Here is a 24905-nt window from a genome sequence, read left to right on the forward strand (position 1 = left end):
AAACCACTGCTATTTTACAACAAGGAGGTTTTTATATACTAAAGTTTTTTTCTTCCCCCAGTAGAACTGGGGGTTTATTTCCACGCATAAATGCGCCAACAAAAAAGGAAGGCAAATCCAAAGACTTACCTTCTTTCTATCTGTTCTTTATTTCAGCTTAAAGGAGCTTTTCAGCGGAACAATGCGGTTAAATACCAGATGTTCGTCTGTTGTATCCTTTGTATCCACAATATAATAGCCGTTTCTCATAAACTGGAATCTATCGCCCTTCTTTGCATCCTTAACGGAAGGCTCGATGAAGCATTCCTTTACCTCCAGAGAATTGGGGTTCATGATCATTTCGCCGTTAGGGTCTTCGGGGTTATCTAGCATCATATAGTCATACAGTCTTGCCGTTGCCTGTACGTTATCCTTTGCGCTTACCCAATGCAGGGTGCCCTTTACCTTTCTGCCCTCAAAGCCGCTGCCGCTTCTGGTTTCGGGGTCGTAGGTGCAGTGAACCTCTGTCACAATGCCGTTTTCATCCTTTACAAAATCGGTGCAGGTTACGAAATATGCCCCCTTCAGGCGCACTTCCTTCCCCGGAGCCAGACGGAAGAACTTCTTCACGGGTTCTTCCATGAAGTCCTCTCTTTCGATATAAAGCTCTCTGGTGAAGGGTGCCAAACGGCTGCCCAGCTCAGGTGTTTCGGGGTTGTTTTCCAGCTCCATCATTTCCACCTGATCCTCAGGATAATTGGTGATAACCAGCTTCAAGGGATCAAGCACAGCCATAACCACCTTCGCCTTTGCCTTCAAATCATCACGAATACAGTAATCCAGCAAGCCGCTGTCTACCATGCTGTTTGCCTTAGAAACACCAATGCGTTCACAGAAATCACGAATGGATGCAGGGGTATAGCCACGGCGGCGCAGACCGCTGATGGTCGGCATACGGGGGTCATCCCAGCCGTCAACCAGACCGTTTTCCACCAAAGCACGCAGCTTTCTTTTGCTCATCACAGTATTTGTCATCCCCAGACGGGCAAATTCAATCTGTCTGGGCGGATTTTCGGTATAGCCTGCCTCTCTGACTACCCAATCATACAGAGGTCTGTGATCCTCAAATTCCATCGTACAGATAGAATGGGTGATGCCCTCAATCGCATCCTCCAAGGGATGTGCAAAGTCATACATCGGGTAGATGCACCATTTATCTCCTGTGGTATGGTGGGTAGAATGGGAGATACGGTAAAGCACAGGGTCTCTCATGTTGATATTGGGAGAAGCCATATCAATCTTCGCACGCAGTGTTTTAGAGCCGTCGGGGAATTCGCCTGCCTTCATTCTTTCAAACAAATCCAGATTTTCCTCCACGCTTCTGTTGCGATAAGGGCTTTCCTTCCCGGGTGTGGAAAGGGTGCCGCGGTATTCTCTCATTTCCTCTGCGCTAAGCTCATCCACGAAAGCTTTGCCTTCCTTAATCAGCTTCAGCGCAACCTCATAATATTTATCAAAATAGCTGGACGCATAAAAAAGTCTGTCCTCCCAATCGAAGCCAAGCCATTTTACATCCTCCTGAATGGATTCTACATACTCCACATCCTCTTTTGTGGGGTTGGTATCATCAAAACGCAGGTTGCATTTGCCGCCGTACAGATTTGCCAAGCCAAAGTTCAGGCAGATGGATTTTGCATGACCGATATGCAGGTAGCCATTTGGTTCGGGCGGAAATCTGGTGTGGATTTTATTCAGCTCTCCCTTTAAGTCCTCCTGGATATAACTGTGGATAAAATTACCCGTTGCACCCAGACCGCTGTTGTTTTCTATGTTTTTTTCTTCAGCCATTGGTCGCCCTCCTGTATTTTCATTCTTTTCAGATTTTTTCATAAATGCAGTATGATATTTTATTATAATACATTGAGACTTTGATGGCAAGAAATGCGTAAACTTTTTTTGCGTATATATATAGATTATCTATATATAAAATGCCATTCGTTTTTCTGATTGGACATAGATAGACCATCGATATATAATGCAGATATATAGATACTCGATATATAAGGAGGTGCATCGCATGGCACTGGATAAAACCCTGCTGGCAGGCAGCTCTGCCACTCTTGTGCTTAAGCTTCTGGACGGACGTGATATGTACGGCTATCAGATTATTGAGGAGCTGGCATGCCGTTCCAACAACGTCTTTCAGATGAAGGCAGGCACGCTTTATCCCCTTTTGCACGGCTTGGAAAAGAAGGGACTTCTGGAATCCTATGAGGAACACGCGGATTCCGCACGCGTTCGCAAATATTACCGTCTGACACAAAAGGGAAAAAAATTTTTACAGGAAAAAACAGACGAATGGAAGGAATATTCCTCCGCCGTCAGCAAAATTCTGGAAGGAGGTCTTTGCTGTGAATGTTTCTGATGCGTTTCATCGTTATGCCGAAAAGGTCTGTGAGCAGATTCGCTGGAAAAAGGCGCATCCTGCCGTTGCACAGGAAATTGAGGATCATCTGACAGACCAGAAAAACGCCTACCTTGCCGCAGGAGATTCCGAAAGCATTGCCGAAGAAAAGGCACTGCTGCAGATGGGTGACCCTGTATCCGTCGGTGCGGCGTTAGACCAGACACATAAGCCTGCGCCCCAATGGGGGATAATCGGGCTGGTACTGCTGCTGTTTGTGCTGGGAGGCATCATTCAGGTGCTGCTGCTGAAAACGATACCCGTAGGAAATGATGCGTTAGCGACGCACTCCGCACAGGTGCTTTTCGTCTTTCTGCCACTTAGCTTAGCGACGTTTGTCGGGATGTATTTTCTGGATTTTTCCTTTTTCGGAAAGCATCCCTATGTACTGCCGCTCGGCTTATTGATGGTTGACCTTGCGGCACAGCTGTTCGGGGTATCCTATTGTGGAAAAAGATGGTTCACTCTCGGCTCCTTTGCCCTCAGTCCGCTTGCACTCTCTCTGCTGTTTCCCCTTGCCTTCTGCGGTCTGTTTTATCGGCTCAGAAGTCAGGGCAGAAGGGGCTATCTTATCAGCGGCGTTCTGGCGGTGGTTTTCTGCCTGTTTCTGTCATACTGTCACACCTTCAGCGGCGTTGTGACATTTGTGTTCTCCGCAGGGATTCTCATGCTCATTGCCGCAAAAAAGGAATGGTTCGGCAAGAAAAATCAGACAATTCTGCTGTTGCTTTTTCTGTTAGCGGTGGTCTGCCTGATTGTCCTGCTGATGTTTTATGCACCGTTTCGGTATCGGTATGGCTGGGAACGCCTGTATACGATTTTCGTCCCTTCCGGTGACCCTATGGGCAGCGGCTACCTTTCGACACAGTTGAAAACCATCCTTTCCCACTGCGTTCTTCTGGGCGAAGGTGCAGCCCTTTCGGAAACACAAGCCTATCTGCTGACAGATGCCTCTATGCTTCGCTCCGATTATCTTCTGGCCTATCTGACCTATCATTATGGCTGGGTTGCCTCGGGCATTGTGGTTCTGCTGTTGGCAGTCTTTCTCGGGCTTGGCTTCCGCAAAGCGCTGAAACAGAAAAGCATTTTCGGGCAGATGGTTTCTCTGACGATTCTCTGCACCTTCACAGCGGAAATCCTGCTTTATATTCCGGCAAATCTGGGTATATGGCTCATCGCACCGATTGCCCTGCCCTTCCTTTCCTATGGGGCAACGGCTTTGCACATCAATATGGCATTGGCAGGCGTACTGCTTTCTGTATTCCGCACGGGTGAGGTTTATCGGGACACTGCTCCGCATCCGATTTTTTCGGATTCCAAGTTTATTCAATGGGCTGACGGAAAGCTGACCATCTCTTTTAAATGAGAAACAAATTGAAAAATCCTCTCAAAGCATGTAAAATAGAAGGACAGAATTGTTTTGGGAGGATTTTTTATGCTTGCTTTTACCGTCAATGATACAAAATCATTTATGAATCTGCTTTTGAAGGGGGATACCTTTGATGCGTTTTCGTTCCGTCAGGGGGAGCTGACCACCTTCGCTTCTTTTATCATTGAGGGCAAGCGCAATATGGATTTTTATACTGCCGAGGAGCAGGAGGCAGGGCTTTCCCGTTATGTGCATTGGGAGGAAATGCGTCCCTTTGTATTTCAGGCAATCAAAGGGAATAAGCTGCCGAAAAGCATCAAGCTTGTGTTCTCCCTTGCGGAGGAAAAGCTTGCCAATCTCCCCAATACCAAGGCGGCATTTCTGAATATTCTCTTTAAGGAGCATACCATCCTCTGCACCACCGCCATTTCACAGGAAGCCTTTTCTCTGGATAAATCCTCCGAGCGGCTCTGGGAGGACTATATTTTAAAGTTTTTCAAAAAAAACGCCATTGGCATCCGGAAGCAGGAGAGTTAATCTCCTTCTTTTTTCCTCTGAATTTGTTAGCACTCATTTTTATTGAGTGCTAATTTTTTCTTGACTTTTCCGTTTCAGGTGCTACAATATAGAGTGATGAGAGCCAAACACATTGGCTCTGTAAAAAAATTTTAGGAGGTATGCAGTATGCAGGAAAAAGGCAATCTTTCTATTAACAGTGAAAATTTTATGCCAATTATCAAAAAATGGCTCTATACAGATAAGGACATCTTCATTCGTGAACTGGTATCCAATGCGTGTGATGCGGTGACAAAGCTGCAGAAGCTTTCCATGATGGGGGAAGCGGATATTCCCGCAGAGGAAGCATACGAAATTCATGTTGTTCTGGATCAGGACAAGAAAACATTGCAGATTATTGATAACGGTATCGGCATGACGGCAGATGAAATCAAGAAATACATCAACCAGATTGCATTCTCCGGTGCAACCGATTTCCTTTCCAAATTTGAAGGAAAAACCGAGGACGAAGGCAGTGAGATTATCGGACATTTCGGTCTGGGGTTCTATTCTGCTTTTATGGTAGCCGATACGGTCGAGATTGATTCCCTTTCCTATCAGAAGGGTGCAGAGCCTGCAAAATGGCGCTGCAACGGCGGCATTGATTATGAAATGGAGGCCGGTGAAAGAACCGAACGCGGCACAACCATCACCCTCTTTATCGGCGCAGACGGCGAGGAATTTCTGAATGAGGCAACGCTTTACGCCGCTATGAGAAAATACTGCGCCTTCATGCCCGTTCCCATCTTTGTGGATGTGCTGAAGGAAGAAACAGAGGAGGAAAAGGCAGCCGCAAAGAAAGCAGAAAACACCGTTCATGTTTCCCCCGAGGAAGCCGCAAAGCTGACCACCGAAGGTGCCATGGATTTATTGCAGGAGCAGCAGGATGCCGCAGAAGAAGCAAAGGCAGAGGAGCCCAAGCCGCTGAATGACACCAACCCCCTCTGGCAGAGAAAGCCCTCCGAATGTACGGATGAGGACTACAAAGCCTTTTATCATCAGGTATTCAATGATTTGAATGACCCTCTGTTCTGGATTCATCTGAATATGGATTACCCCTTCCGTCTGAAAGGGATTCTCTATTTCCCGAAGCTGGTGGAGCAGATGGACATGATGGACGGCGAGGTAAAGCTGTACTGCAATCAGGTTTATATTGCGGATAACGTAAAAGAGGTTGTCCCCGAATTCCTGCTGCTCTTGAAGGGGATTTTGGACTGCCCCGATATGCCTCTGAATGTTTCCAGAAGTGCATTGCAGAATGACGGCTATGTGGAAAAAATGAATGCCTACATTACCAAGAAGGTTGCGGACAAGCTGAACCAGCTGTTCAAAACCGACCGTTCTGCCTTTGAGGGCTTCTGGGATGATATCAATATCTTCATCAAATACGGCTGCATGAAGGAAGAAAAGCTGTATGATAAGGTAAAGGATATCCTGCTGCTGAAAACAACAGACGGCGTTTATGAAACCGTTGCCGAATATCTGGAAAAGAATAAGGAAAAGCACGAAAACGTGATTTATTTTGCAACCGACACCAATCAGCAGGCGCAGTATATCCGCCTGTTCAAGGAGCAGGGTCTGGAGGCTGCCATCATGGATACGCCTGTGGATAAGCCCTTCGTTTCCTTCTTGGAATACAAAAATCAGGATATCAAGCTGAAAGTACAGCGTGTCGATGCGGATATTGATTCCTTGCAGGAAAAAGAGGATGCCGAAATTTCCGAAGCGAAAAAGCAGGCAGACGAATTTGAAGCAAATCAGATGCAGGAGCTGTTCCGCGCGGCGGTTGCAAATGAAAAGCTGCATGTAAAGCTGGAAGCGCTGAAGGCTGAAAAGGTTTCCGCTATGATTCTGCTTTCCGAGGAATCCAGACGTATGATGGAAATGATGGAGGCTTACGCCAACAACGAAGAATTTAAGGCAATGTTTGCCAATATGAAGCCCGATGAAACTCTGGTGCTGAATAAAAATAATAAACTGGTAAAAGCACTGCTTTCCATGGCAGGCAAGGAGGAAAAGAAGGAGGATGCAACCCTTCTGTGCCATCAGCTGTATGATCTGGCACTGATGAGCCATCGTCCGCTGACCTCCGAGGAAATGACTGCCTTCATCGACAGAAGCAATCTTCTTCTGGAAAAACTGACTGCCTTTGAAGCATAAATTTCCAAAAACCCTTGATAACTCACTACCCCTTATTATATAAAAACCCGAGGATGCTTTTTGTCCCCGGGTTTTTCTTTTCTTGATTTTCTTTTCTTGATTTATTCCTCTTTTTCGCCTTCATTGGCTTCTTCCATGGTCAATTCCTGTGTCGGTAATTGTTCGATAAAGCGTACCTTCACAATCGCCTGCGCCCAATTCAGCGAAACCTGCGCGAATTTTTCTTTCTTCGCCGCTTCTTCCTTGAAAATCCGCAGAAATTCCTGCACGATTTCCCTTGTCATATAGCCGCCGCGCCAATGAAACAGCAGTGGTTTTCCCTTTTTCACCGCCTGCGCCGCGCGCTTTTGCACCTCCTCCGTCTTCGTGAAGGAGAGCTTCTTTTTCTTATAATAAAATCTGTCTGCATCCTCACAGGCAGGCACACGCCATACCAGTCTCTCATGATCGCGAAAAATCTGCTTATCACTCAGCAGAAAATAATCATAGCGGATTTCCTCAGGATTCCCTAAGGAAAGATCAAAGGTACAGTCCAGATGGTAATATTTTTTATCCAGCCGCACCACGTTCCACGCATGGCGATACTTCACGCCCTTTTCGGGATTATTTTCCGCCAAGGCAATGATGCACTGGATTTGCAGTGCATCACAGAGGATCTTGACTGCCTTTGCAATGCCCTCACAAACGCCAACGCCATGCCCCAGAACGCCGATGATTTCATGGGAATATTGCTTTTTCAGTTTATCGTAGCGTACATTTTTGCAGATAAAATCGTGGATATACAGTAGCTTTTCCTCATCGCCGCACTTTGCCACAGGGCGAACCAGCTTTTCCACCCTTGCCTGCAGCGCCTTCTGATGCTCCTTCAGCTTTCCCTTTTCAAAAAGATACGCAGGAATCAATTCTGCATTTCTGGAATCGGGATAATAGCGATATTGAAATGTCCCTGCATAAAACAGCTGCGGACAATCCAGACGCAGCTTCATGAAAACATCCGTCAACGCTCTGTTTTCCAGAAGCGGTACAGGAAAGGAGGGCGCAAACGCCTGCAGTCCTGCCCGCATCGCCTGATAGCTGCTCTGCTCCGCCTTGGATAAGGTTTGATAATAATACGGTTCCATATTTCTCCTCTTTTACAGATTGATTTCCAGTTCCACAGGACAATGGTCAGAGCCAAGCACCTCTGTATGGATCTTCGCATCCATCAGCTTGTCCTGCAAGCGTGCGGAAACCACATAATAATCAATCCGCCACCCTGCATTCTTCTCTCTTGCCTTAAAGCGATAGCTCCACCAGGAATAAATGCCTTCCTGCTCCGGATAAAAATAGCGGAAGGTATCCACAAAGCCGGCACCCAGAAGCTCCGTGAATTTGCCGCGCTCCTCGTCCGTAAAGCCGGCACTTCTGCGGTTTGTTTTGGGATTTTTCAGATCGATTTCATTATGTGCTACATTCAAATCCCCGCAGATAACAACAGGCTTTTTCGCATCCAGACCGCTTACATACGCGCGGAACGCATCCTCCCATTCCATGCGGTATGCCAGACGGGCGTTTTCCTGCTGCGAATTGGGGGTATATACCGTCACATGGTAAAATTCGGGAAATTCCAGCGTAATCACACGCCCCTCGTGGTCATGCTCCTCCACGCCAATACCATAGGCAACAGAAAGCGGCTCCTGCTTCGTGAACACCGCTACGCCGGAATAGCCCTTCTTTTCGGCATAATTCCAGTATTGATGATAGCCCTCTGTTTCTAAATCAATCTGCCCTGCCTGTAGCTTTGTTTCCTGCAAGGAAAATATATCCGCATCAGCTTCCTTGAAATATTCCGAAAAGCCTTTGCCTACTGCGGCGCGTAAGCCGTTTACATTCCATGAAATGAATCTCATTTTTCTGCCTCCTTCGCTTGAAAATAACATAAGTATAACAGAATCATTCTCTATTGTCTTGCCCCCACGGAAAAAATATTATAAAATGAGGTATCAAAGAAAGGATGGTTTTCGCATGAATATCCAAATTTACGGCTCCAAGAAAAGCTTTGATACCAAAAAAGCGGAACGTTATTTTAAAGAGAGAAAAATAAAATATCAATATATTGATTTGCACCAATTCGGCATGGCAAAGGCAGTCTTTGAAGCAGCGAAAAAATGTATTCCCGTTGAGGATATGATTGACCGCAAGGCAAAGGCATACACTAGGCTTTACATGGATTATATCGACGAGGCAAAGCGCGAGCAGACGCTGTTTGAAAATCCGGAGCTGTTCGCCACACCGATTGTACGCAACGGTAAAGCGTTTACACTGGGCTATTGCCCCGATATCTGGAAGGATTGGGAATAAAAAATCAGTTTTGCATTTGAGAATAACATTTAAGAATAAAAGGAGGAAAATCCTATGAGAATCGCATTGGGACAGATTGATATGGGCTTTGAAGAAAAGGAAAAGACCATGACACTTTGCAGCAGGCTGCTTGCAGAGGCAAAGGAAAAACAGGTGGATTTTGTCATTTTCCCCGAAATGACGCTGACAGGCTTTACGCTGAACCCCGAAACCTACGGCGAGGACAGAAAAAACAGCCCCTCCATGGCGTTTTTCCGCGAAGAAGCAAAGAAAAACCATGTTGCCATCTGCTATGGCCTGCCCGTATATGAAAACGGAGTTGCCACAAATCACTGCATCATTCTGGACGAGAACGGGAATCAGCTTGCAGATTATGCAAAAATTCATCCCTTCTCCTTCGGCGCAGAGGCAAAGCATTATACCGGCGGTAATGCGCTGCAGCTTTGCGAGGTAAAGGGTGTACCTGTTGCACCGTTAATCTGCTATGATTTACGTTTCCCCGAAATCTTTCAGATTGTATCCGAGCAGGCAAAGGTAATTCCCGTTATCGCAAGCTGGCCCACGGCACGCAGAGAGCATTGGATGACACTCCTAAAGGCACGCGCCATCGAAAACCAGTGCTTCATCCTCGGTGTGAACCGCAGCGGCGAGGGCGGCGGTCTTTCCTATATCGGTGACAGCATGGCAGTTTCCCCGACAGGCGAAGTGCTGGCGCATGTAGAGGGCGGCAACGGGCTGACGATTGTGGATATCGACCTGAACGAGGCAGACGCATACCGCAAAAGCTTTCCCGTCAAGGCGGACAGAAAGCCTGCGCTTTATCATACTCTTTGGGAAGAAAACATCAAACAGAAATGAAACAGGAGTCATTCATCATGAAGCAGCAGACAGCAAGAGATTTTCATATCGACAATATCAAGGGTGTTCTGATTTTTCTGGTGGTTCTGGGACACATGCTTGGCTATTTGCAGGAAACCCATTCTGCCTTTGCCACAGGCGTGAGAACCTTTATCTATTTTTTCCACATGCCGGGGTTTATCTTCATGTCGGGCTATCTGGCAAAGGGCTTTCTCACAAAGGAATATAAGGCGGAAAAGCTGCTCTCCTTCGCATGGCTCTATCTTCTGTTCAAGGATGCCATCGAGCTGGTACATTTCATCTTTGAGCGACCATATTTTGAAACGGCACACCACCCTGCCGTCTGGACTCTCATTGTTCTGCTGTTTTGCGGCGGCATTTGGCTGCTCTCTTTTGCGTACAGTAAATCCGCGCTGTTCCGAAAAGCATTTATTCTTGGCGTTCTGATTTTCTCTCTTCTGAAAATCAATATGCTGACAGTTGGGGCAGCACCGTGGTATCTGCTTTCTTTAATCTGGTGGCATATTTTTCTTTACGTGACAAAAAATATGAAACCGAAATATGTCCTCATTGGAGCAGTCCTTCTGGCGGCAGTCATCCATTATCAGGAGCCGGTCGGGAAATTTTTAAGCCTTTCCCGCACCATTCACTTTCTGCCCTTCTTCCTCATGGGGTATTACATCAAGAAGGAGCAGTTTCAGGCAGTCATCAACAATGCGAAATGCAGAAAAGCATTGCCTGCCGTTCTGCTGCTTTCCGCCTGCGTGCTGATTCCCTATGGACGAGGGGTACAGAAATATCTGGGGGTATTCTTCTTCGGGATTGCCCCCTATGCACAGCTGAAAAGTCAGCTGTTTCCCTTTGCACCGCTCATCTGTATCCTCTGGATGGCGGCGGTTGTGCTGATGCTCTTTGGTCTGTTTATCCTTTGCCCGAAAAAGGAAACCTTTCTCTGCCAATTCGGGAAAAATACCATCGGTATTTATATCCTGCACCGCCTGTTTAAGGATTTCCTCATTTACGGCGGCTTTTATGAGCTGCTCAGTGCAAATGGCTATCTTGCCGTTCTGGAGATTATGGTTGTTTCCCTTCTGCTGACCTTCCTGTTCGGGACAGCCTTCTGGGCGGATATCATCAAAAAGCTAAGTCGGGTTTCCGTCCGCAGGCTATATTCCTAAATCTGATTCTTTTGCTGAACAGAAATTTTTCTCTGTTCAGCATTTTTTTGCATTTCAGCGCAAAAAAGACTGCTGTACAATAAAGTACAGCAGTCTTTGTATTTTCTATTCGTTTATTCCTGCATGGGCATATTCCATGCCTTATGATCCGTATGCAGCAGATGGTGTGCTGTCTCTCCCAAGGGTTCGCCCAGATATTCATGATACAATGCCTGTACCTCAGGATTTTCATGAGAGAAACGCATCGGATTTTCCGCATCAAGGGTATAAAGCCGTTCCCCTCTCACGCCGTAAAGCTCCTCATCCTCTGCGGAGATAGGCTGACCGCCGCCGCCGACACAGCCGCCGGGACAAGCCATGACCTCTACAAAATCATACTGCACCTTGCCCTCCTTCAGCCGTTCAATCAGCTTACGCGCATTGCCCAGACCACTGACAACCGCACAGCGCACAGGAATTCCCGCAACGGTATAGGTTGCCTCTCTCAGTCCGGGGCCTGTCCGCACCTCACTGAAGGCATCCGGATTCGGATTTTCGCCCGTCAGCACATACGCCGCAGTACGCAGAGCCGCTTCCATAACGCCGCCGGTTGCACCGAAGATCACGCCTGCACCGGTATGTGTTCCCATAGGGGAATCCAGTGCTTCCTCCTCGATGAAATGCGGGTCCAGATGGTCTGCACGCATCATACGCACCAGCTCCCTTGTTGTCAGCACGATATCCACATCCGCACCGCTTTCGGCACGCATGGTCGGCAAATCTGCTTCCGCTTTCTTCGCTACGCAGGGCATGATGGAAACACAGCAGATTTTTTCGGGTGCCACATCCAGCTTCTTCGCCAGCCATGTTTTCGCAACCGCGCCGAACATCTGCTGGGGAGATTTTGCCGTAGAAAGCTGATTTGTCAATTCAGGATACTGCCCTTTCAGGAAACGCACCCAACCGGGACAGCAGCTTGTGAACATGGGCCAACGTACCAATGCGCCGCTTTTCAGCCGATGCAGAAATTCATTGCCTTCCTCCATAATCGTCAGGTCTGCCGCAAAGTTTGTATCATATACATAATCGAATCCAAGGCGGTGCAGTGCGCCTGCCATGCGCTCCATGGTCGCTTCTTCCCGTTTCAGCCCAAAATACTCGCCCCAAGCGGTACGCACCGCAGGCGCAACCTGTACGACCGTAATTTTTTCTTTATCTGCCAGAGCCGCTCTTGCCTTTGCGGTGTCATCTCTTTCTCTTAAGCCGCCTGTCGGGCAATGCGTGATGCACTGACCGCAAAGCGCACAATCGGAATCCTTGATGACACGGTTGCCCGAAACATCCACCGTTGTGCGGCTGCCTGTCCCTGCCAAATCCCAGATATTCAGCGTCTGCACCTTATCGCAAATCTGGATGCAGCGCATACATTTGATACATTTATTCACATCCCGATAGAGCGGAAATGTTTTTGTCCACGCACTGCGCAGCCCCTTCTGCAGCTGTGTTTCAAAGGGAAGCTCAAGGATACCCAGATCATTCGCAACCTCCTGCAGCTGACAGTTGCCGCTGCGTACACAGGTCGCACATTTGCAGTCATGCTGAGACAAAATCAGTTCTACATTTGTGCGGCGTGTCATTCTGGCACGAGGGGAATTCGTATACACCACCATGCCATCCTTTACAGGGTTACTGCAGGCCGCAACCATCGCGCGCTCGCCCTCAATTTCCACACAGCAGATACGGCAGGCGGAAATTTCATTGATTCCCTTCAGGTAGCAAAGATGAGGGATTTTTACATTGACCGCCTTCGCCGCCTCCATAATCGTCGTTCCTGCCGGCACCTGCGCAAGCTGTCCATCAATCGTTATTCTTACCATTCTCCTGTCCTCCCTCCTCTGAAGCTGCCAAAGCCGAAGTAATCACAACGCAGGCAGCGTTCGGATTCCTGATCCGCCTCTTTTCTGCTCATGCCTTCCACAACCAGATCAAAGTTGCCCTTGCAGTCCGGTGTGCAGTGGCTTTTCAAGTTTACACGCCCACAGGGAGGTGCATTTGTCAGATGCGCCGGAGGAACCACAACGTCCGTCTTAATCTTATGCTCAAAGCCAAGGTAGGCATCAATATTCGCTGCCGCAACCTTCCCTGCCGCAACGGCACGAATGACCGTAGCAGGGCCGGAAACCGCGTCACCGCCGGCGAATACGTTATCCACATCCGCAACAGAGCTGGTATCCTCCGCCTGAATCATGCCCTTAAAGGTCTTAATGCCGATGGCTTCAAAGGGACGCGCGTCTATCGCCTGCCCGATGGCAACAATCACATAATCACATGCGATACGGAATTCGGGTACATCCGCAGGAATGGGCTTGGGTCTGCCATCCTTGCCGTAAGGCCCGATAATCTGCGGAACTGTCCACAGCGCTGCAACCTTACCCTCTGCATCCTTTTCGATGCGTGCAGGTGCCTGCAGGGGTAAAATCTGACAGTCCTCTGCCATTGCTTCTTCGATTTCCTCCGCCAGCGCGGTCATATCATCCACACGGCGACGGTATACACAGGTGACGCTTTCCGCTCCCAGACGTTTTGCCGTTCTGGTGGCATCCATAGAAACATTGCCGCCGCCGATAACGCAGATTCTCTTACCCGTGAAATCGGGCGCATTGCCTTCATCAATGCGGCGCAGCAGGCTAACCGCACTGACAACATTTTCTGCGTCCTCGCCCTCAATGCCAATCTTTTTATCATTATGCGCGCCAATGGAAATATAAACTGCATCATAGCTTTTCTGGATATCCTCCATTGTCACATCTCTGCCGATGGAAACATCCGTAATCACGTTAATGCCTGTTGTCAGAATATGCTCGATATCGCGCTCCAGAACCTCCTGCGGCAGACGATAATCGGGGATACCATAGCGAAGCATACCGCCCAGCTTAGGACGCTGCTCATATACAGTTACCTGATGCCCCATCTGTGCCAGATAATACGCCGCCGTCAGTCCGCCGGGGCCACCGCCGATAATGCCGACGGTTTTGCCTGTTTTCTCATACAGGATTTTCGCAGGCTCTGCCTTTGCATGATCCACTGCAAAGCGTTTCAGACCACAGATATTGATAGCATCATCCACCATCGCGCGGCGACAGTGTGCTTCACAGGGATGCTCGCAGACATACGCACAGGCGGATGGGAAGGGGTTGTCCTTCCGAATCAGCTTCACTGCTTCTTCATATCTGCCCTCATTCACCAGCGCCACATAGCCGGGTACATCCACATGCGCAGGACAGGCGGAAACACAGGGAACGGGATAGCTCAGCACAGAGATACAGCGTCCATGCTGCACATGCTCCTCATAATCCTCGCGGAAGCCGCGAATCCCCTTCAAAACCATGTGTGCCGCTTCATAGCCAATCGCACAGCCTGCGGAATCGGCAATCACCTTTGCGGTACGCTCAATTATGTTAATGGTTTCCATGGTTGCGGTACGGTCAAGCACCTGCTCGATCAGCACCTCCAACTGTCCCAGACCAATGCGGCAGGGCACACATTTCCCACAGGTCTGCGCATGGCACAGCCGCAGGTAATTCAAAGACATATCCACCGGACACAGTCCGTAGGCACTGGCACCAATGCGGCGCTCCATATCCCGATGCAGACCATCTAAGACATTTTGGGCGCGTCCTGGCGTTTCAATAGATAAACGACTCATAAGCTCCTCCTTTTTCTTTCTTCTTCCTCTTGTTCTCTAAATTCCTTCTCTTTTTTATCACCGATGCTCCATCCTCCATCGATGTTGTTGTTTGATTGTTTATTCCGAAATTTTATCCACATCCATATTTTTCGGCAAAACCAGATTCAGAATGATAGACACTACAAATGCCACCGCTACCACGTTTGCGGAAAATACAGACTGCACAATTTCGGGGAAAATATGCCACAAATCAATTTCGCTTGCAGCCGTAAAGCCAACGCCGACTGCCAAAGACAATGCGGCAATGGTCACGTTTCTCTGATTAAAGCCTGCCTTTGCAAGCATCTGCATCCCACTTGTCATAATCGTACCAAACATCATGATGGTGCAGCCACCCAGAACAGATTCGGGCAGAGATGCGAAAAAGTTCCCGACAGGCGGCAGAAGCCCTGCCAGAATCATGCAGCCTGCACCTGTCATAATCGTAAATTTATTGACTACCTTCGTCATTGCCAGCAGCCCGACGTTCTGGGAAAAGGATGTCACAGGAGGGCAGCCAACCAAAGAGGACAACGAGGACGCATAGCCATCACACGCCAGAGAGCCGGAAATTTCCTTGCTCTCGATTTCTCTGTTCAGCCCTGTCGCAACCATGGCTGTGGTATCCCCAATCGTTTCCGCTGCGGAAACCAGAAAAATAATACAGACAGAAAGAATCGCACCCGCATGGAATTCCGGCTTATAGGGCATCAGCTTTGGCAGGGAGACGAAGCCGCCTGCAAAAATAACGGACAAATCCACCTTCCCCATAAGGATTGCCACTACATAGCCCACAAGCAGTCCCACCAGAACGGAAAGCTGCTTCAGATAACCCTTTGCAAAGCAGTTCCAGCCAAGACAGACCACAAGCGTAATTGTCCCCAACAGAAGATTCTGCGCAGAGCCAAAATCCTCTGCATAACCGCCGCCAAAGGATCTTGCACCAACAGAAAACAGGGACATCCCGATTGCAATAACAACAGATGCCGCAACCACAGGTGCAATCAGCTTTCTCCAATATTTTGCCAGAAGCCCCAGTGTGCCTTCAAAAAGACCGCCGACAAGCACCGCCCCGACAACCGAGGGATACCCATAATTAGACGCAACCGTACATAAAACCGTTACAAAGGTGAAGCTGACCCCCATAACGATTGGCAGACCCGATCCGACCTTCCAGACGGGATACAGCTGAATCAGCGTTGCAATCCCGGCAATAAACATTGCATTTTGCAGAAGCACTGCAATCTCCGCCTGAGAAAGCCCTCCTGCCGCCGCAATAATAGTAATCGGGGTCAGATTGGCAACGAACATTGCCAGAATATGCTGTAAGCCAAAGGGAATGGCTTTCAGCAAAGGCACCCTGCCCTCTAATTGATAAATGTTGTTTACGCTACAGTCTTTGGAACTCATTTTTCTTTCCTTTCCTCCTCTTTTTCCGTTTCGAGAATCACTTTACAAAATCACAAAATAAAGCGCATCTTTAATAAAGTATAATAGGTAATATTATAGCATGAAAAGTCCTCGTCCTGCAAACAAAACCCGACAATTCTCTACATCTGTACATCGAGAACGCAAAAAAGCCGCCAAAAGGCGACTTTCTTTACAATACTTCCTGTATTCTGTATAACAAAATTTCAACATTTTCATCCGAATATTCGATTTCTGCGGAATATTGCCTTGCAATTTCAATCAAATCCGCCAAAACAACGCTGCCGTGCAATGCAAAATGCACCAATAAAAGCCTGCGAATCATGGCAAAACTCAGCACAGCAAAGGCGGCTCTTCCCTCATATTCTCCATCATCCAGCGCAAGGGGCATCTGCCGATAGAGAAAATACACCAGAAGCTGCTCCAACGCAGGCTCCCACACCATCGCATCCGGCAGGGAAATCCCCGTCAAATCGGTTTCCTTCAGCTCCAGAAGGCGGTCTGTCCAGCTTGGCTCCAAACGCTCCAACTCCAGATAAATCTCCGCCCATTCTGCCCACGAATGATGGGAAAGCGTCCGCCCCGCCGTCTGCAAAATTTCCGCGGCGCGCAGTTCGATTGGCTTGCTTCTGTCCTGCGCAAGAGCAAAGAGCTCCTCCCGCCACGCAAGCAGGGATTCGTCTGCAATATCCGGCAAATCTGCCGCGCCGTCATCCTCAAGTGTGATAAGCGTCAGCTTCTCCTGCTGCGACAAAATCAGTTCTCCTGCTGCTTCACAGCAAAGCCCCAAGCCGATTTCCGTTCGGTCGGCGTAAAAATTACGAAAACGGGGATGGTCGCGGCAAATCTGGCAAAGCGCATCCTCCCCCAAGGCCGTAATCATATCGCATAAGCCTGTTCGGTTCAGAAAGGGACAGCGCTCCTCATCATCTAAGATAAACTGCGCCGCATCATCCGCTTCCGCAATGCCCTTTTGCAGGCGAGCGCCAAACTCTCCCTCAATACTGCGATAATACACAAGCTTATCGGGATCTATCTCAATCTCCCAGCCGACACAGCAGCTGTGCCTGCATTTATCGGCAATACAGTGAAATTTTGTATAATACTCAGGTGCAATCAGTTTCATGGTAATCCCTCCGTGAGAATCATTGTAACACAGAAGCTTCAAAAATACGATTGCATCTGCAAAAAAATATAGGCTTTCGCCTCTGTGTAAAGAATAAAAAGCAATACTATCCTTGCATGTGTTCCAATAAGAAACCAGGAAGAAGCTGACTTTGCTTTCTGCCCTTTATTCTTCTATCACCTCCTGTAAAATTCCCCCGATTTCCTCCAAAACGCCGCTGCAATCCGCGCCCAGAGCCGAAAGCGTGCAGCAATCCAGACTGCCGAATCGATTCTGTACCCGAAGAAGAAACAGAATCCGTTTCAGCTTCACCTCCTCCTCCTCGCACAAAAGCCCAAGCGCCATCACCCCTGCAACAATCCCACTGCACATCCCATTGATGCCAAAGCCGCCATGGATGCCGCGGCAGGCGCAGAACAGCTCCTCCGACAGGGAAATGCCATATTCCTCTGCCACTGCGCGCAGAATCACCTGTGAGCAGTTATCCCCGTTGCCGCAATCTGTGCGGATGCGTTCCTTCAGCATTCCCCTCGCCCCCTTTTTTCTATATATTATGAAAAACGGGACAAAGTGTGACTGTAAAGCCACAAGACATAAAAAAAGATGCCCTGAAAGGTGCGCCCAGATAAGAAACCATAAATTCTGAAATGCTGAAAGCTACGGCTACTGCGTCAGTTCCCCTTGACAGCCTAAGTCAAAGGATGCCTGCGGGAAACTTTCTTGTACCCGCAGTCTTTCAGCTATTTCATTTTCTTCATGTTTTCTTATTGGGACACACCTAATAGAGCATCTCTTTTTCTCGTGTTTATGCGCCGCACATTTCTGGCTCATCTTCCTCCACAATCTTTGTTGCCAGAGGGCGATATTTGCCGCTTTCCCAACGGTGATTCTGGCTGTGAATCCAAAGCATTGCAAGAACAATACCCAGCACGCCCAGAACCAGAGAAGGCAAAACAGGAGAAATATTCGGAATCAGCTTCGGCACACCAAAATACCCCAGCACAATGCCTACGATAAAGCCGATAAAGGGCAGTCCATACATCACGATTACTGCATTAAAAAATGCGTTTTCCTGCAGCTCCAGCTCCACCCAATCGCCTTCCTCTGCATCGCAGAGATTTTTTGCTTCGATATCCATTTCCGTTTTCATCATGCCGGAAAAGCAAGCTCTGCATTCCCCGCAGGCTTCTTTTCTCTGAATTTTTACCATTGCCAGATCGCCTTTTACTTCATGTACGATACCTCTCATACGCGTAACCACCTTTCTATCTCTTTCCCTGCATCCCGCTTTTGCTGAAGGCAGGGCACAGTATATGCTCAAAACTCATTTTATTACTTTTCTAACCTTATCGCATTATACAACAAAATCGTCATAAAAAAAAGTGGTTTTCCACGGAATTATTGACAAATGTCAGATTTTTTTCTGCGATAGCACCAAAGCACAAAATTTTTGCAAAGCGCACCCAAGGGAACCGCAAACACCAGCCCCCAGAAACCAAACATCCGCCCAAAAGCCGCCAGAGAAAGCAGAACCAGAACGGGATGCAGCTCCAATTTCTGCCCGACTGCCTTCGGCACAATGAAAATGCTGTCCACCTGCTGTAAGAGCAGAATCAGCACAGACGCATAAACCGCCTTCATGGGCACGCCGCTGAAAAGTCCTGCAAGCACCGCCAGGAAAAACGCCATCACCGCCCCAAAATACGGAATCAGATTAGAAAAGCCGGAAACCAGACCAATCAGAATTCCATGCGGCAGACCGACAATCGTAAACGCCGCCGAAAACAACACCGCCATAACAGACGCATCCAGAAGCTGCCCACTGAGGTAGCCCGCAAAAACCGTATACACCTCATGAAAAAGATTTTTTGCGTGTTTCGTGATTTTTTCTCCCAGAAGAACCCTGCTCAATTCGCCCGCAATCCCACGAATTTTTTCCTTCTCCATCAGGAGATAAAACGCTACCACTGCCCCAAGCAGAACGTCCAGCAGACTGCCGCCGATATTCGGAATCACATCCGCCAGCCATAGCATCCTCTCCTGCATCCAACGCGTCGCCTGCTCTATCCACCGAGAAAAAATCCACTCCGCATTCCGGAGAATCCCCATTTCCGCCAGCTTCAAATTCAGAAGCACAAGCATGTCTCCTGCCTGCCGAATATAGTCACCAATCTGCTCCGTCAGGGCAGACAGATTCGTTTGTCCGATTTTCCTTGCCAGAAAACCGCCTATCAGAAAGAGAATCAGCCCGATGGAAAGATATGTCAGCGTTGCGCCTGCCTTGCGGTTTCGGATGCGGCTGCGGTGATATAATGTACACCGCTTTTCATAAAACCTCTGCCAGAATGCAGTCAGCGGTTCAAGCAGCAGTGTAAAGAAAAACGCCCAGAAAACGGGCGCAAAAACGGCGAGGAATGTCCCCGCCGTCTGTAATATGACATTTTTCGCCACAGAGAGCCGCAACAGCAGTGCAATCATCCCCACCAGAAGCAAAACGGTAAGAATGACGTGAAAACCGATTTCCATGTATTTTCTATTCCACGGAAGCCGCATACGCCGCCCTCTTTCGCACGAATTTTTTTGATTTTCTTATTTCAGCCTTGCCAGAACCAGCTTCAGATATTCCCAGATACGGATGGTAGAGGAAATACTGAGTCTTTCATCGGGTGTATGCACATCGTACATATTGGGTCCCAGAGAAATCAGATCCAGACCGGGGATTTTTTTCGCAAACAGCCCACATTCCAGACCTGCATGGATGGCAACCACCTTGGGTTCCTCGCCGAATTTTTCCACCCAGACCTCCTTGAAGATGCGCAGCATCTCAGAATTGGGGTTATACTGCCAGCCGGGGTAATCATGCACGCCGACCACCTTTGCACCGCAAAGACTGCCCAGAACCTCAATCTTTTTGCAGATAGCATCCTTTCTGCTTTCCATAGAGCCGCGCACTGCATTATCAATGAAAATATGATCCTCATTTGTTTTCAGAATCCCGATATTACTGGAGGTTTCCACCAATCCATCCATATTGGTATCCATTGTCTGTACACCATAGGGCAGAAGCCGCAGCAATGCAATTACATAATCTCTCGTTTCTGTCGTCAGCACCTCGGCTGCTTCCGGCATCTGCTCCGCTGTCATCAGTATATCGCTTTCGCGGTCTTTATATTCCTCTCGGAACATAGCTTCTGCTTCCTCAATCACAGCCGCTACGGTCTGCACCTGTTCCGGCGCAACTACAACAACCGCCTCTGCTTCCCGACAGATGGCATTATCCATATTGCCGCCATTTGCGCTTACCAGTGCAAAATCTACTCTTTCACGCAGCTCAAAAAGAAATCTGCCCAGAAGCACATTCGCACTTGCCCGCTGCAAATGAATATCCGAACCGGAATGACCGCCCTTCAAGCCGCGAATATGAACGGAAAGGGTTGTGCCTGCCTGCTTTTTCTCTTTTTCAATCGGCAGATACACACGCATCCGTCTGCCGCCGCAGCAGCTTACCATCAGATGCCCTTCCTCCTCGGTATCCATATTTAAAAAGCGTTTGCCTTCCAAATCAAAGGCATCAAAATCTGTTGCACCGCCCATACCGATTTCTTCCTCGACGGTAAAGATACATTCCAGTGGCGGATGTGCGATATCCTCCGCATCCAGAAGTGCCAACATATACGCCGCCGCAATGCCATTATCCGCACCAAGAGTTGTCCCTCTCGCCTTAATATCGTCCCCGTCAATATAAATTTCAAGGGGCTCTGTCAGAAAATCATGCTCTGTATCCTCGTTTTTATCACAGACCATATCAATATGCCCCTGCATAATCAATGCAGGAGAGCTTTCATAGCCTGCTGTGCCGCCCTTTTTAATCAGAACATTCATTTTATTATCCTGACGGCAGTAAAGCCCTCTTTCCTTTGCAAAAGAAACAATATAATCACTCAGAGCTTTTTCGTGAAAGCTTCCATGGGGGATATCGCAGATTTTTTCAAAATAATCAAAAACTTTATCGCAACCCAGATGGCTTAAAACATTCATTTTTCTTTTCCTCCTAAAATTGTCATTCCTATCTATGATATGCCTCAAAAATCCTTCTGTCAATCACGTTTTCGACAAAAAAATATCCATAAAAACGGGTTTTCCTTTTTCTGCGGCTTCTTCCTGATTTTCGCCAATTTTCATGGCAGGATGTTCCTAACATAAACCGCCGCCTGCCGCACATACTAACCTTGCAACACCAAGCAATACAAAACACAAAAATCAGCAAACAACAAGGAGGTTATAAACATGAGCAACAACAATACAAACAGCAACAAAATCAACGTGCCAGAAGCAAGGGCGGCAATGGAGCAGTTCAAATTTGAAGTAGCAAACGAAATCGGCGTACCCCTGAAAAAGGGCTACAACGGCGACCTGACATCTGCACAGAATGGCTATGTAGGCGGCTATATGGTAAAAAAGATGATTGAAAAGCAGGAACAGATGATGGCTGAAAAAAATCAGGGCTGATTTCTTCTGAAATGACTTGATTTGGAAAGCCTGACACAAAAAGCCCCTTTGCGGATATTCTCTGCAAAAGGGCTTTTTTTCATACATAAAATTCTATCGGCTTTTTATCTGCAAGGGCAAACTGTTTTTTCTCTGACCACTGTTCCTTCTCTCTCATTCATGCTGGAGCGCACCACCAAGGGGATTTCAAATTTTTTTGCCAGTTCTACGCAACGGCTGTGCAGCACCTGCGCGCCATTTAACGCCATGTGCAGCATATCATCATAGGAGATTTCGTCCAGCTTTTTTGCTGTCGGTACCTTTCTGGGGTCAGCGGTATACACACCATCGACATCTGTATAAATTTCACAGGCATCTGCCTGCAATGCCGCCGCCAAAGCAACTGCCGTTGTATCAGAACCGCCTCTGCCAAGTGTGGTATAATCATCATTTTCATCAATGCCCTGAAAGCCTGTCACAATAACAATTTTTTTCTGCGCCAGCTCCTCCCGAATTCGTTCTGTTTCGATATGGGTAATTTTTGCATCCCCATGCACAGAAGTGGTGTGGATTTTCGCCTGAAACGCATTAAGAGAAACCGCAGGCACGCCAAGACCTTCCAACGCCATTGCCATCAATGCAACGGACATCTGCTCACCAATCGTAAAGAGCATATCCATTTCTCTCTCGGAGGGGGTTTCGTTGATTTCCTTCGCCTTGTCAATCAGCCGGTCTGTCACATCGCCCATAGCAGAAAGCACAACAACCACATCGTTGCCCTTTTCATATTCCTTTTTGCATCTTTTTGCCACATGCAAAATACGCTCTCTGTTTGCTACGGAGGTGCCGCCGAATTTTTTTACGATTAACATAGCCGATTCCCCTTTCTATCAACCTCTGTTTCTTTACTATTATTTTACGAAGCACAACTTGCAAATAAAATACATTTTATGCTATGATTATTGCAAAAAGTGCGACCAGAGGAGAAATAATATGGAAACGAATTATGAAAAACGGGGCTATCTTTTGGATGACTTCCGTTTATTTCATTTGAAGGATAAAAACGGAACAAATATCGACTATCATTATCACGAATTTTGCAAGCTGCTGCTCCTGCGTAGCGGCTATGGCGGCTATACCGTAGACGGACAGCGGTATGATTTAAAAACAGGCGATGCGGTTTTAATCGGCAGTCAATGTGTCCATCGTCCGGAATTTGAGCCGGGAGTGCTGTATGAGCGTGTGATTATCTATATCTCGCCGCAGTTCTTGCAGCAGCAATCTACGCCCGATTGTCAGCTGGAGGAAATCTTCAATGGCAAAAAAGGTGCCGTTCTGCATATGGAAAATCCCGAAGCCATCTGGACACTGGCAGATAGCTTAGAGCAAGAATTGGAGGGCAACGCCTACGGCAGAGTCATTCTCAGCAATGGCCTTCTTCTGCGCCTTCTGATTGCACTTGCGCGCCGGATGCAGAACCCCGATGCTGCCTTTGCAAAGCCCATCGTGCCGACCAACAGCCGTATTCTGGATATCCTGCACTATATAGATGCACACCTGACCGAGGACATTCCGATTGAACGTCTGGCAGAGGAATTTTTCATCAGCAAATATCACATGATGCGCCTTTTTCGGCAGGAAACAGGCTATTCTATCCATGGCTATTTACAGGAACGTCGTCTGCTTCACGCCAGAGAGCTGATTCGGCAGGGCATTTCCGCTACGGAAAGCTGCTTCCTTTCGGGCTTCGGCAGCTATTCTTCCTTCACGCGCGCATACGCCAAACGCTTCGGCACCACCCCGACAGGCAGAAAGGGTGCCCCCGCAGAGGAAACCTACGAATGATAACAAAAACCGCCGCCTACTTTCCTCGGAAAATAGGTAGCGGTTTTCTTTATGTCGATTTTTAATTATTTCAGATTGAAGAATGCATCAACGCCCAGATATTCTGCTGCATCATCCAGTTCCTCTTCAATTCTAAGCAGCTGGTTATATTTTGCCACACGGTCTGTTCTTGCAGGTGCGCCTGTTTTAATCTGCCCTGCATTTACAGCAACAACAATATCTGCAATCGTTGCATCCTCTGTTTCGCCACTTCTGTGAGAAACAACTGCTGTCATCTTGTTTCTGTTTGCCAGTTGGATTGCATTGAAGGTTTCTGTCAATGTACCAATCTGGTTTACCTTAATCAGAATGGAGTTGCCTGCCTTCAGGTCAATGCCCTTCTGCAGTCTTTCTGTATTTGTAACGAACAGGTCATCGCCAACCAGCTGAATCTGATCGCCCAGTTCTTTTGTCAGAAGCTGCCAGCCTGCCCAGTCCTCCTCAGCCAGACCATCCTCCAGAGAAACCAGAGGATATTTTGCAACCAAAGCCTTCCAGAAATCAACCATTTCTTCGGAGGTTCTTACGATTTCCTTGCCAAGCATCTTGCTTTCGCCGGGGAAGTGATATTTGCCGTCCTTTTCATCATACAGCTCTGTTGCAGCAGCATCCAGTGCAATCTTGATGTCCTCACCCCATTTATAGCCTGCGGCTACAACTGCTTCCTGAATCAAGTCAATCACAGCGTCTGCTGTCGGCAGGTCGGGTGCGAAGCCGCCTTCGTCACCAACTGCTGTAGAAAGGCCCTTATCCTTCAGCACCTTTTTCAGCTTATGATAAATTTCTGCGCACATTCTCAGTGCTTCCTTGAAGGAGGATGCACCAACAGGCATAATCATGAATTCCTGTACGTCTACGGTATTATCTGCGTGCTTACCGCCGTTCATAATATTCATCATGGGAACGGGCATTGTCTTTGCATTAAAGCCGCCCAGATACTGATACAGAGGCAAATCCAGTGCTTCTGCCGCTGCCTTTGCAACTGCCATGGAAACACCCAGAATTGCGTTTGCGCCCAGCTTGCCCTTATTGGGTGTGCCGTCCAGTGCAATCATCGCCTTATCGATTGCAACCTGATCCAGTGCATTCATGCCGATGATAGCATCTGCGATAATGTCGTTTACATTATCTACAGCATCCTGCACGCCAACGCCGTTGTATCTGTCGCCGCCGTCACGCAGCTCCACTGCTTCAAATGCACCTGTAGATGCGCCGCTGGGAACAGCCGCACGGCCCAGAATGCAGTCATCCAGGATAACCTCTACCTCAACTGTAGGGTTGCCTCTGGAGTCCAGAATTTCTCTTGCGTATACATCTGTAATTTCGTAATAACCTTTCATTTCGTTTATCCTCCTTAATTTTTGACAAAT

21 protein-coding genes and 1 pseudogene are annotated in these 24905 nt (G+C 48.0%); 9 read left to right on the plus strand and 13 right to left on the minus strand.

The window, feature by feature from the left end:
* Positions 1-147 precede the first annotated feature (147 nt).
* Positions 148-1827 (minus strand): glutamine--tRNA ligase/YqeY domain fusion protein, encoded by a 1680-nt coding sequence (locus GPK49_RS09880; protein WP_215677626.1) that lies wholly within the window; start codon positions 1825-1827, stop codon positions 148-150.
* A 229-nt stretch (positions 1828-2056) separates the two neighbouring features.
* Between GPK49_RS09880 and GPK49_RS09885 the strand changes: the two genes are divergently transcribed.
* The 4 genes from GPK49_RS09885 (at position 2057) to htpG (ending at position 6527) form a co-directional block, all read left to right on the plus strand.
* A complete protein-coding gene (locus GPK49_RS09885; protein WP_016406793.1) occupies positions 2057-2404 on the plus strand; it encodes a PadR family transcriptional regulator in 348 nt (115 codons plus the stop codon).
* The gene (locus GPK49_RS09890) at positions 2391-3809 is read left to right on the plus strand and encodes an FtsW/RodA/SpoVE family cell cycle protein (RefSeq protein WP_215677628.1); all 1419 of its coding nucleotides are present in this window, start codon (positions 2391-2393) and stop codon (positions 3807-3809) included. Before GPK49_RS09885 ends, GPK49_RS09890 begins: the two co-directional genes overlap by 14 nt.
* A 69-nt stretch (positions 3810-3878) precedes the next feature.
* Entirely contained in the window at positions 3879-4349 is a 471-nt protein-coding gene (locus GPK49_RS09895) for a DUF5721 family protein (protein WP_215677630.1), read from the plus strand.
* A gap of 147 nt (positions 4350-4496) precedes the next feature.
* Positions 4497-6527, plus strand: a complete 2031-nt coding sequence (htpG, locus tag GPK49_RS09900; RefSeq protein ID WP_215677632.1) for a molecular chaperone HtpG — start codon at positions 4497-4499, stop codon at positions 6525-6527.
* A 101-nt stretch (positions 6528-6628) separates the two neighbouring features.
* On the opposite strand, the gene GPK49_RS09905 is transcribed toward htpG, so the two are convergent.
* Together GPK49_RS09905 and GPK49_RS09910 are read right to left on the minus strand one after the other, a co-directional pair.
* Entirely contained in the window at positions 6629-7648 is a 1020-nt protein-coding gene (locus tag GPK49_RS09905) for a transglutaminase domain-containing protein (protein ID WP_215677634.1), read from the minus strand.
* A 12-nt stretch (positions 7649-7660) separates the two neighbouring features.
* A complete protein-coding gene (locus GPK49_RS09910) occupies positions 7661-8416 on the minus strand; it encodes an exodeoxyribonuclease III (protein WP_215677636.1) in 756 nt (251 codons plus the stop codon).
* Between the two features lie 115 nt (positions 8417-8531).
* Between GPK49_RS09910 and GPK49_RS09915 the strand changes: the two genes are divergently transcribed.
* Genes GPK49_RS09915 through GPK49_RS09925 form a run of 3 tightly spaced genes read left to right on the plus strand, consistent with a single transcriptional unit; the run spans position 8532 to position 10903 of the window.
* Complete coding sequence (locus tag GPK49_RS09915; protein ID WP_016407739.1) at positions 8532-8867, plus strand: arsenate reductase family protein; 336 nt, start codon at positions 8532-8534, stop codon at positions 8865-8867.
* Between the two features lie 54 nt (positions 8868-8921).
* Positions 8922-9725: a nitrilase-related carbon-nitrogen hydrolase gene (locus tag GPK49_RS09920; RefSeq protein ID WP_215677638.1), complete on the plus strand. Its 804-nt coding sequence runs from the start codon at positions 8922-8924 to the stop codon at positions 9723-9725.
* 17 nt (positions 9726-9742) lie between these two features.
* Positions 9743-10903, plus strand: a complete 1161-nt coding sequence (locus tag GPK49_RS09925) for an acyltransferase family protein (RefSeq protein WP_215677640.1) — start codon at positions 9743-9745, stop codon at positions 10901-10903.
* 113 nt (positions 10904-11016) lie between these two features.
* On the opposite strand, the gene GPK49_RS09930 is transcribed toward GPK49_RS09925, so the two are convergent.
* The 8 genes from GPK49_RS09930 to GPK49_RS09965 form a co-directional block, all read right to left on the minus strand.
* A complete protein-coding gene (locus tag GPK49_RS09930) occupies positions 11017-12759 on the minus strand; it encodes a [FeFe] hydrogenase, group A (protein WP_215677641.1) in 1743 nt (580 codons plus the stop codon).
* On the minus strand, positions 12753-14588 hold the full coding sequence (locus GPK49_RS09935) for an NAD(P)-binding protein (RefSeq protein ID WP_215677643.1): 1836 nt from the start codon (positions 14586-14588) through the stop codon (positions 12753-12755). Before GPK49_RS09935 ends, GPK49_RS09930 begins: the two co-directional genes overlap by 7 nt.
* A gap of 99 nt (positions 14589-14687) precedes the next feature.
* Complete coding sequence (locus GPK49_RS09940) at positions 14688-16019, minus strand: uracil-xanthine permease family protein (protein ID WP_215677644.1); 1332 nt, start codon at positions 16017-16019, stop codon at positions 14688-14690.
* Between the two features lie 190 nt (positions 16020-16209).
* Positions 16210-17163, minus strand: coding sequence for a flagellin lysine-N-methylase (fliB, locus tag GPK49_RS09945; RefSeq protein ID WP_215677646.1), 954 nt, complete (start codon positions 17161-17163; stop codon positions 16210-16212).
* A 165-nt stretch (positions 17164-17328) separates the two neighbouring features.
* Positions 17329-17688 carry a C-GCAxxG-C-C family (seleno)protein gene (locus GPK49_RS09950; RefSeq protein ID WP_215677648.1) on the minus strand — a complete coding sequence of 120 codons (360 nt, stop codon included), beginning with the start codon at positions 17686-17688 and terminating at the stop codon, positions 17329-17331.
* Between the two features lie 280 nt (positions 17689-17968).
* Complete coding sequence (locus GPK49_RS09955) at positions 17969-18412, minus strand: SoxR reducing system RseC family protein (RefSeq protein ID WP_016407731.1); 444 nt, start codon at positions 18410-18412, stop codon at positions 17969-17971.
* Between the two features lie 149 nt (positions 18413-18561).
* Positions 18562-19716, minus strand: a complete 1155-nt coding sequence (locus GPK49_RS09960; RefSeq protein ID WP_215677650.1) for an AI-2E family transporter — start codon at positions 19714-19716, stop codon at positions 18562-18564.
* A gap of 36 nt (positions 19717-19752) precedes the next feature.
* A complete protein-coding gene (locus GPK49_RS09965) occupies positions 19753-21201 on the minus strand; it encodes an aminoacyl-histidine dipeptidase (RefSeq protein WP_215677652.1) in 1449 nt (482 codons plus the stop codon).
* Between the two features lie 249 nt (positions 21202-21450).
* Between GPK49_RS09965 and GPK49_RS09970 the strand changes: the two genes are divergently transcribed.
* A complete protein-coding gene (locus GPK49_RS09970) occupies positions 21451-21672 on the plus strand; it encodes an alpha/beta-type small acid-soluble spore protein (RefSeq protein ID WP_016407728.1) in 222 nt (73 codons plus the stop codon).
* A gap of 125 nt (positions 21673-21797) precedes the next feature.
* On the opposite strand, the pseudogene GPK49_RS09975 reads toward GPK49_RS09970, so the two are convergent.
* Positions 21798-22523, minus strand: a pseudogene (locus GPK49_RS09975) (aspartate kinase); the annotation flags it as partial.
* 121 nt (positions 22524-22644) lie between these two features.
* Between GPK49_RS09975 and GPK49_RS09980 the strand changes: the two are divergent.
* Positions 22645-23496 (plus strand): AraC family transcriptional regulator, encoded by an 852-nt coding sequence (locus tag GPK49_RS09980; RefSeq protein WP_215677656.1) that lies wholly within the window; start codon positions 22645-22647, stop codon positions 23494-23496.
* A 65-nt stretch (positions 23497-23561) separates the two neighbouring features.
* Here the strand turns inward: GPK49_RS09980 and eno are convergent, their stop codons facing one another.
* On the minus strand, positions 23562-24875 hold the full coding sequence (gene eno, locus GPK49_RS09985) for a phosphopyruvate hydratase (RefSeq protein ID WP_016407725.1): 1314 nt from the start codon (positions 24873-24875) through the stop codon (positions 23562-23564).
* Positions 24876-24905: the final 30 nt, after the last annotated feature.

It is taken from the genome of Clostridium sp. MCC345 (assembly GCF_018785345.1).
GTDB classification, from domain to species: domain Bacteria; phylum Bacillota; class Clostridia; order Lachnospirales; family Anaerotignaceae; genus Anaerotignum_A; species Anaerotignum_A faecicola.

Excerpts from the sequence above, each read along its gene's own strand:
- GPK49_RS09880 (WP_215677626.1), bottom strand. The coding sequence starts at position 1,827 with ATGGCTGAAGAAAAAAACATAGAAAACAACAGCGGTCTGGGTGCAACG.
- GPK49_RS09885 (WP_016406793.1), top strand. The coding sequence starts at position 2,057 with ATGGCACTGGATAAAACCCTGCTGGCAGGCAGCTCTGCCACTCTTGTG.
- GPK49_RS09895 (WP_215677630.1), top strand. The coding sequence starts at position 3,879 with ATGCTTGCTTTTACCGTCAATGATACAAAATCATTTATGAATCTGCTT.
- htpG (WP_215677632.1), top strand. The coding sequence starts at position 4,497 with ATGCAGGAAAAAGGCAATCTTTCTATTAACAGTGAAAATTTTATGCCA.
- GPK49_RS09905 (WP_215677634.1), bottom strand. The coding sequence starts at position 7,648 with ATGGAACCGTATTATTATCAAACCTTATCCAAGGCGGAGCAGAGCAGC.
- GPK49_RS09910 (WP_215677636.1), bottom strand. The coding sequence starts at position 8,416 with ATGAGATTCATTTCATGGAATGTAAACGGCTTACGCGCCGCAGTAGGC.
- GPK49_RS09915 (WP_016407739.1), top strand. The coding sequence starts at position 8,532 with ATGAATATCCAAATTTACGGCTCCAAGAAAAGCTTTGATACCAAAAAA.
- GPK49_RS09920 (WP_215677638.1), top strand. The coding sequence starts at position 8,922 with ATGAGAATCGCATTGGGACAGATTGATATGGGCTTTGAAGAAAAGGAA.
- GPK49_RS09925 (WP_215677640.1), top strand. The coding sequence starts at position 9,743 with ATGAAGCAGCAGACAGCAAGAGATTTTCATATCGACAATATCAAGGGT.
- GPK49_RS09930 (WP_215677641.1), bottom strand. The coding sequence starts at position 12,759 with ATGGTAAGAATAACGATTGATGGACAGCTTGCGCAGGTGCCGGCAGGA.
- GPK49_RS09935 (WP_215677643.1), bottom strand. The coding sequence starts at position 14,588 with ATGAGTCGTTTATCTATTGAAACGCCAGGACGCGCCCAAAATGTCTTA.
- GPK49_RS09940 (WP_215677644.1), bottom strand. The coding sequence starts at position 16,019 with ATGAGTTCCAAAGACTGTAGCGTAAACAACATTTATCAATTAGAGGGC.
- fliB (WP_215677646.1), bottom strand. The coding sequence starts at position 17,163 with ATGAAACTGATTGCACCTGAGTATTATACAAAATTTCACTGTATTGCC.
- GPK49_RS09950 (WP_215677648.1), bottom strand. The coding sequence starts at position 17,688 with ATGCTGAAGGAACGCATCCGCACAGATTGCGGCAACGGGGATAACTGC.
- GPK49_RS09955 (WP_016407731.1), bottom strand. The coding sequence starts at position 18,412 with ATGAGAGGTATCGTACATGAAGTAAAAGGCGATCTGGCAATGGTAAAA.
- GPK49_RS09960 (WP_215677650.1), bottom strand. The coding sequence starts at position 19,716 with ATGCGGCTTCCGTGGAATAGAAAATACATGGAAATCGGTTTTCACGTC.
- GPK49_RS09965 (WP_215677652.1), bottom strand. The coding sequence starts at position 21,201 with ATGAATGTTTTAAGCCATCTGGGTTGCGATAAAGTTTTTGATTATTTT.
- GPK49_RS09970 (WP_016407728.1), top strand. The coding sequence starts at position 21,451 with ATGAGCAACAACAATACAAACAGCAACAAAATCAACGTGCCAGAAGCA.
- GPK49_RS09980 (WP_215677656.1), top strand. The coding sequence starts at position 22,645 with ATGGAAACGAATTATGAAAAACGGGGCTATCTTTTGGATGACTTCCGT.
- eno (WP_016407725.1), bottom strand. The coding sequence starts at position 24,875 with ATGAAAGGTTATTACGAAATTACAGATGTATACGCAAGAGAAATTCTG.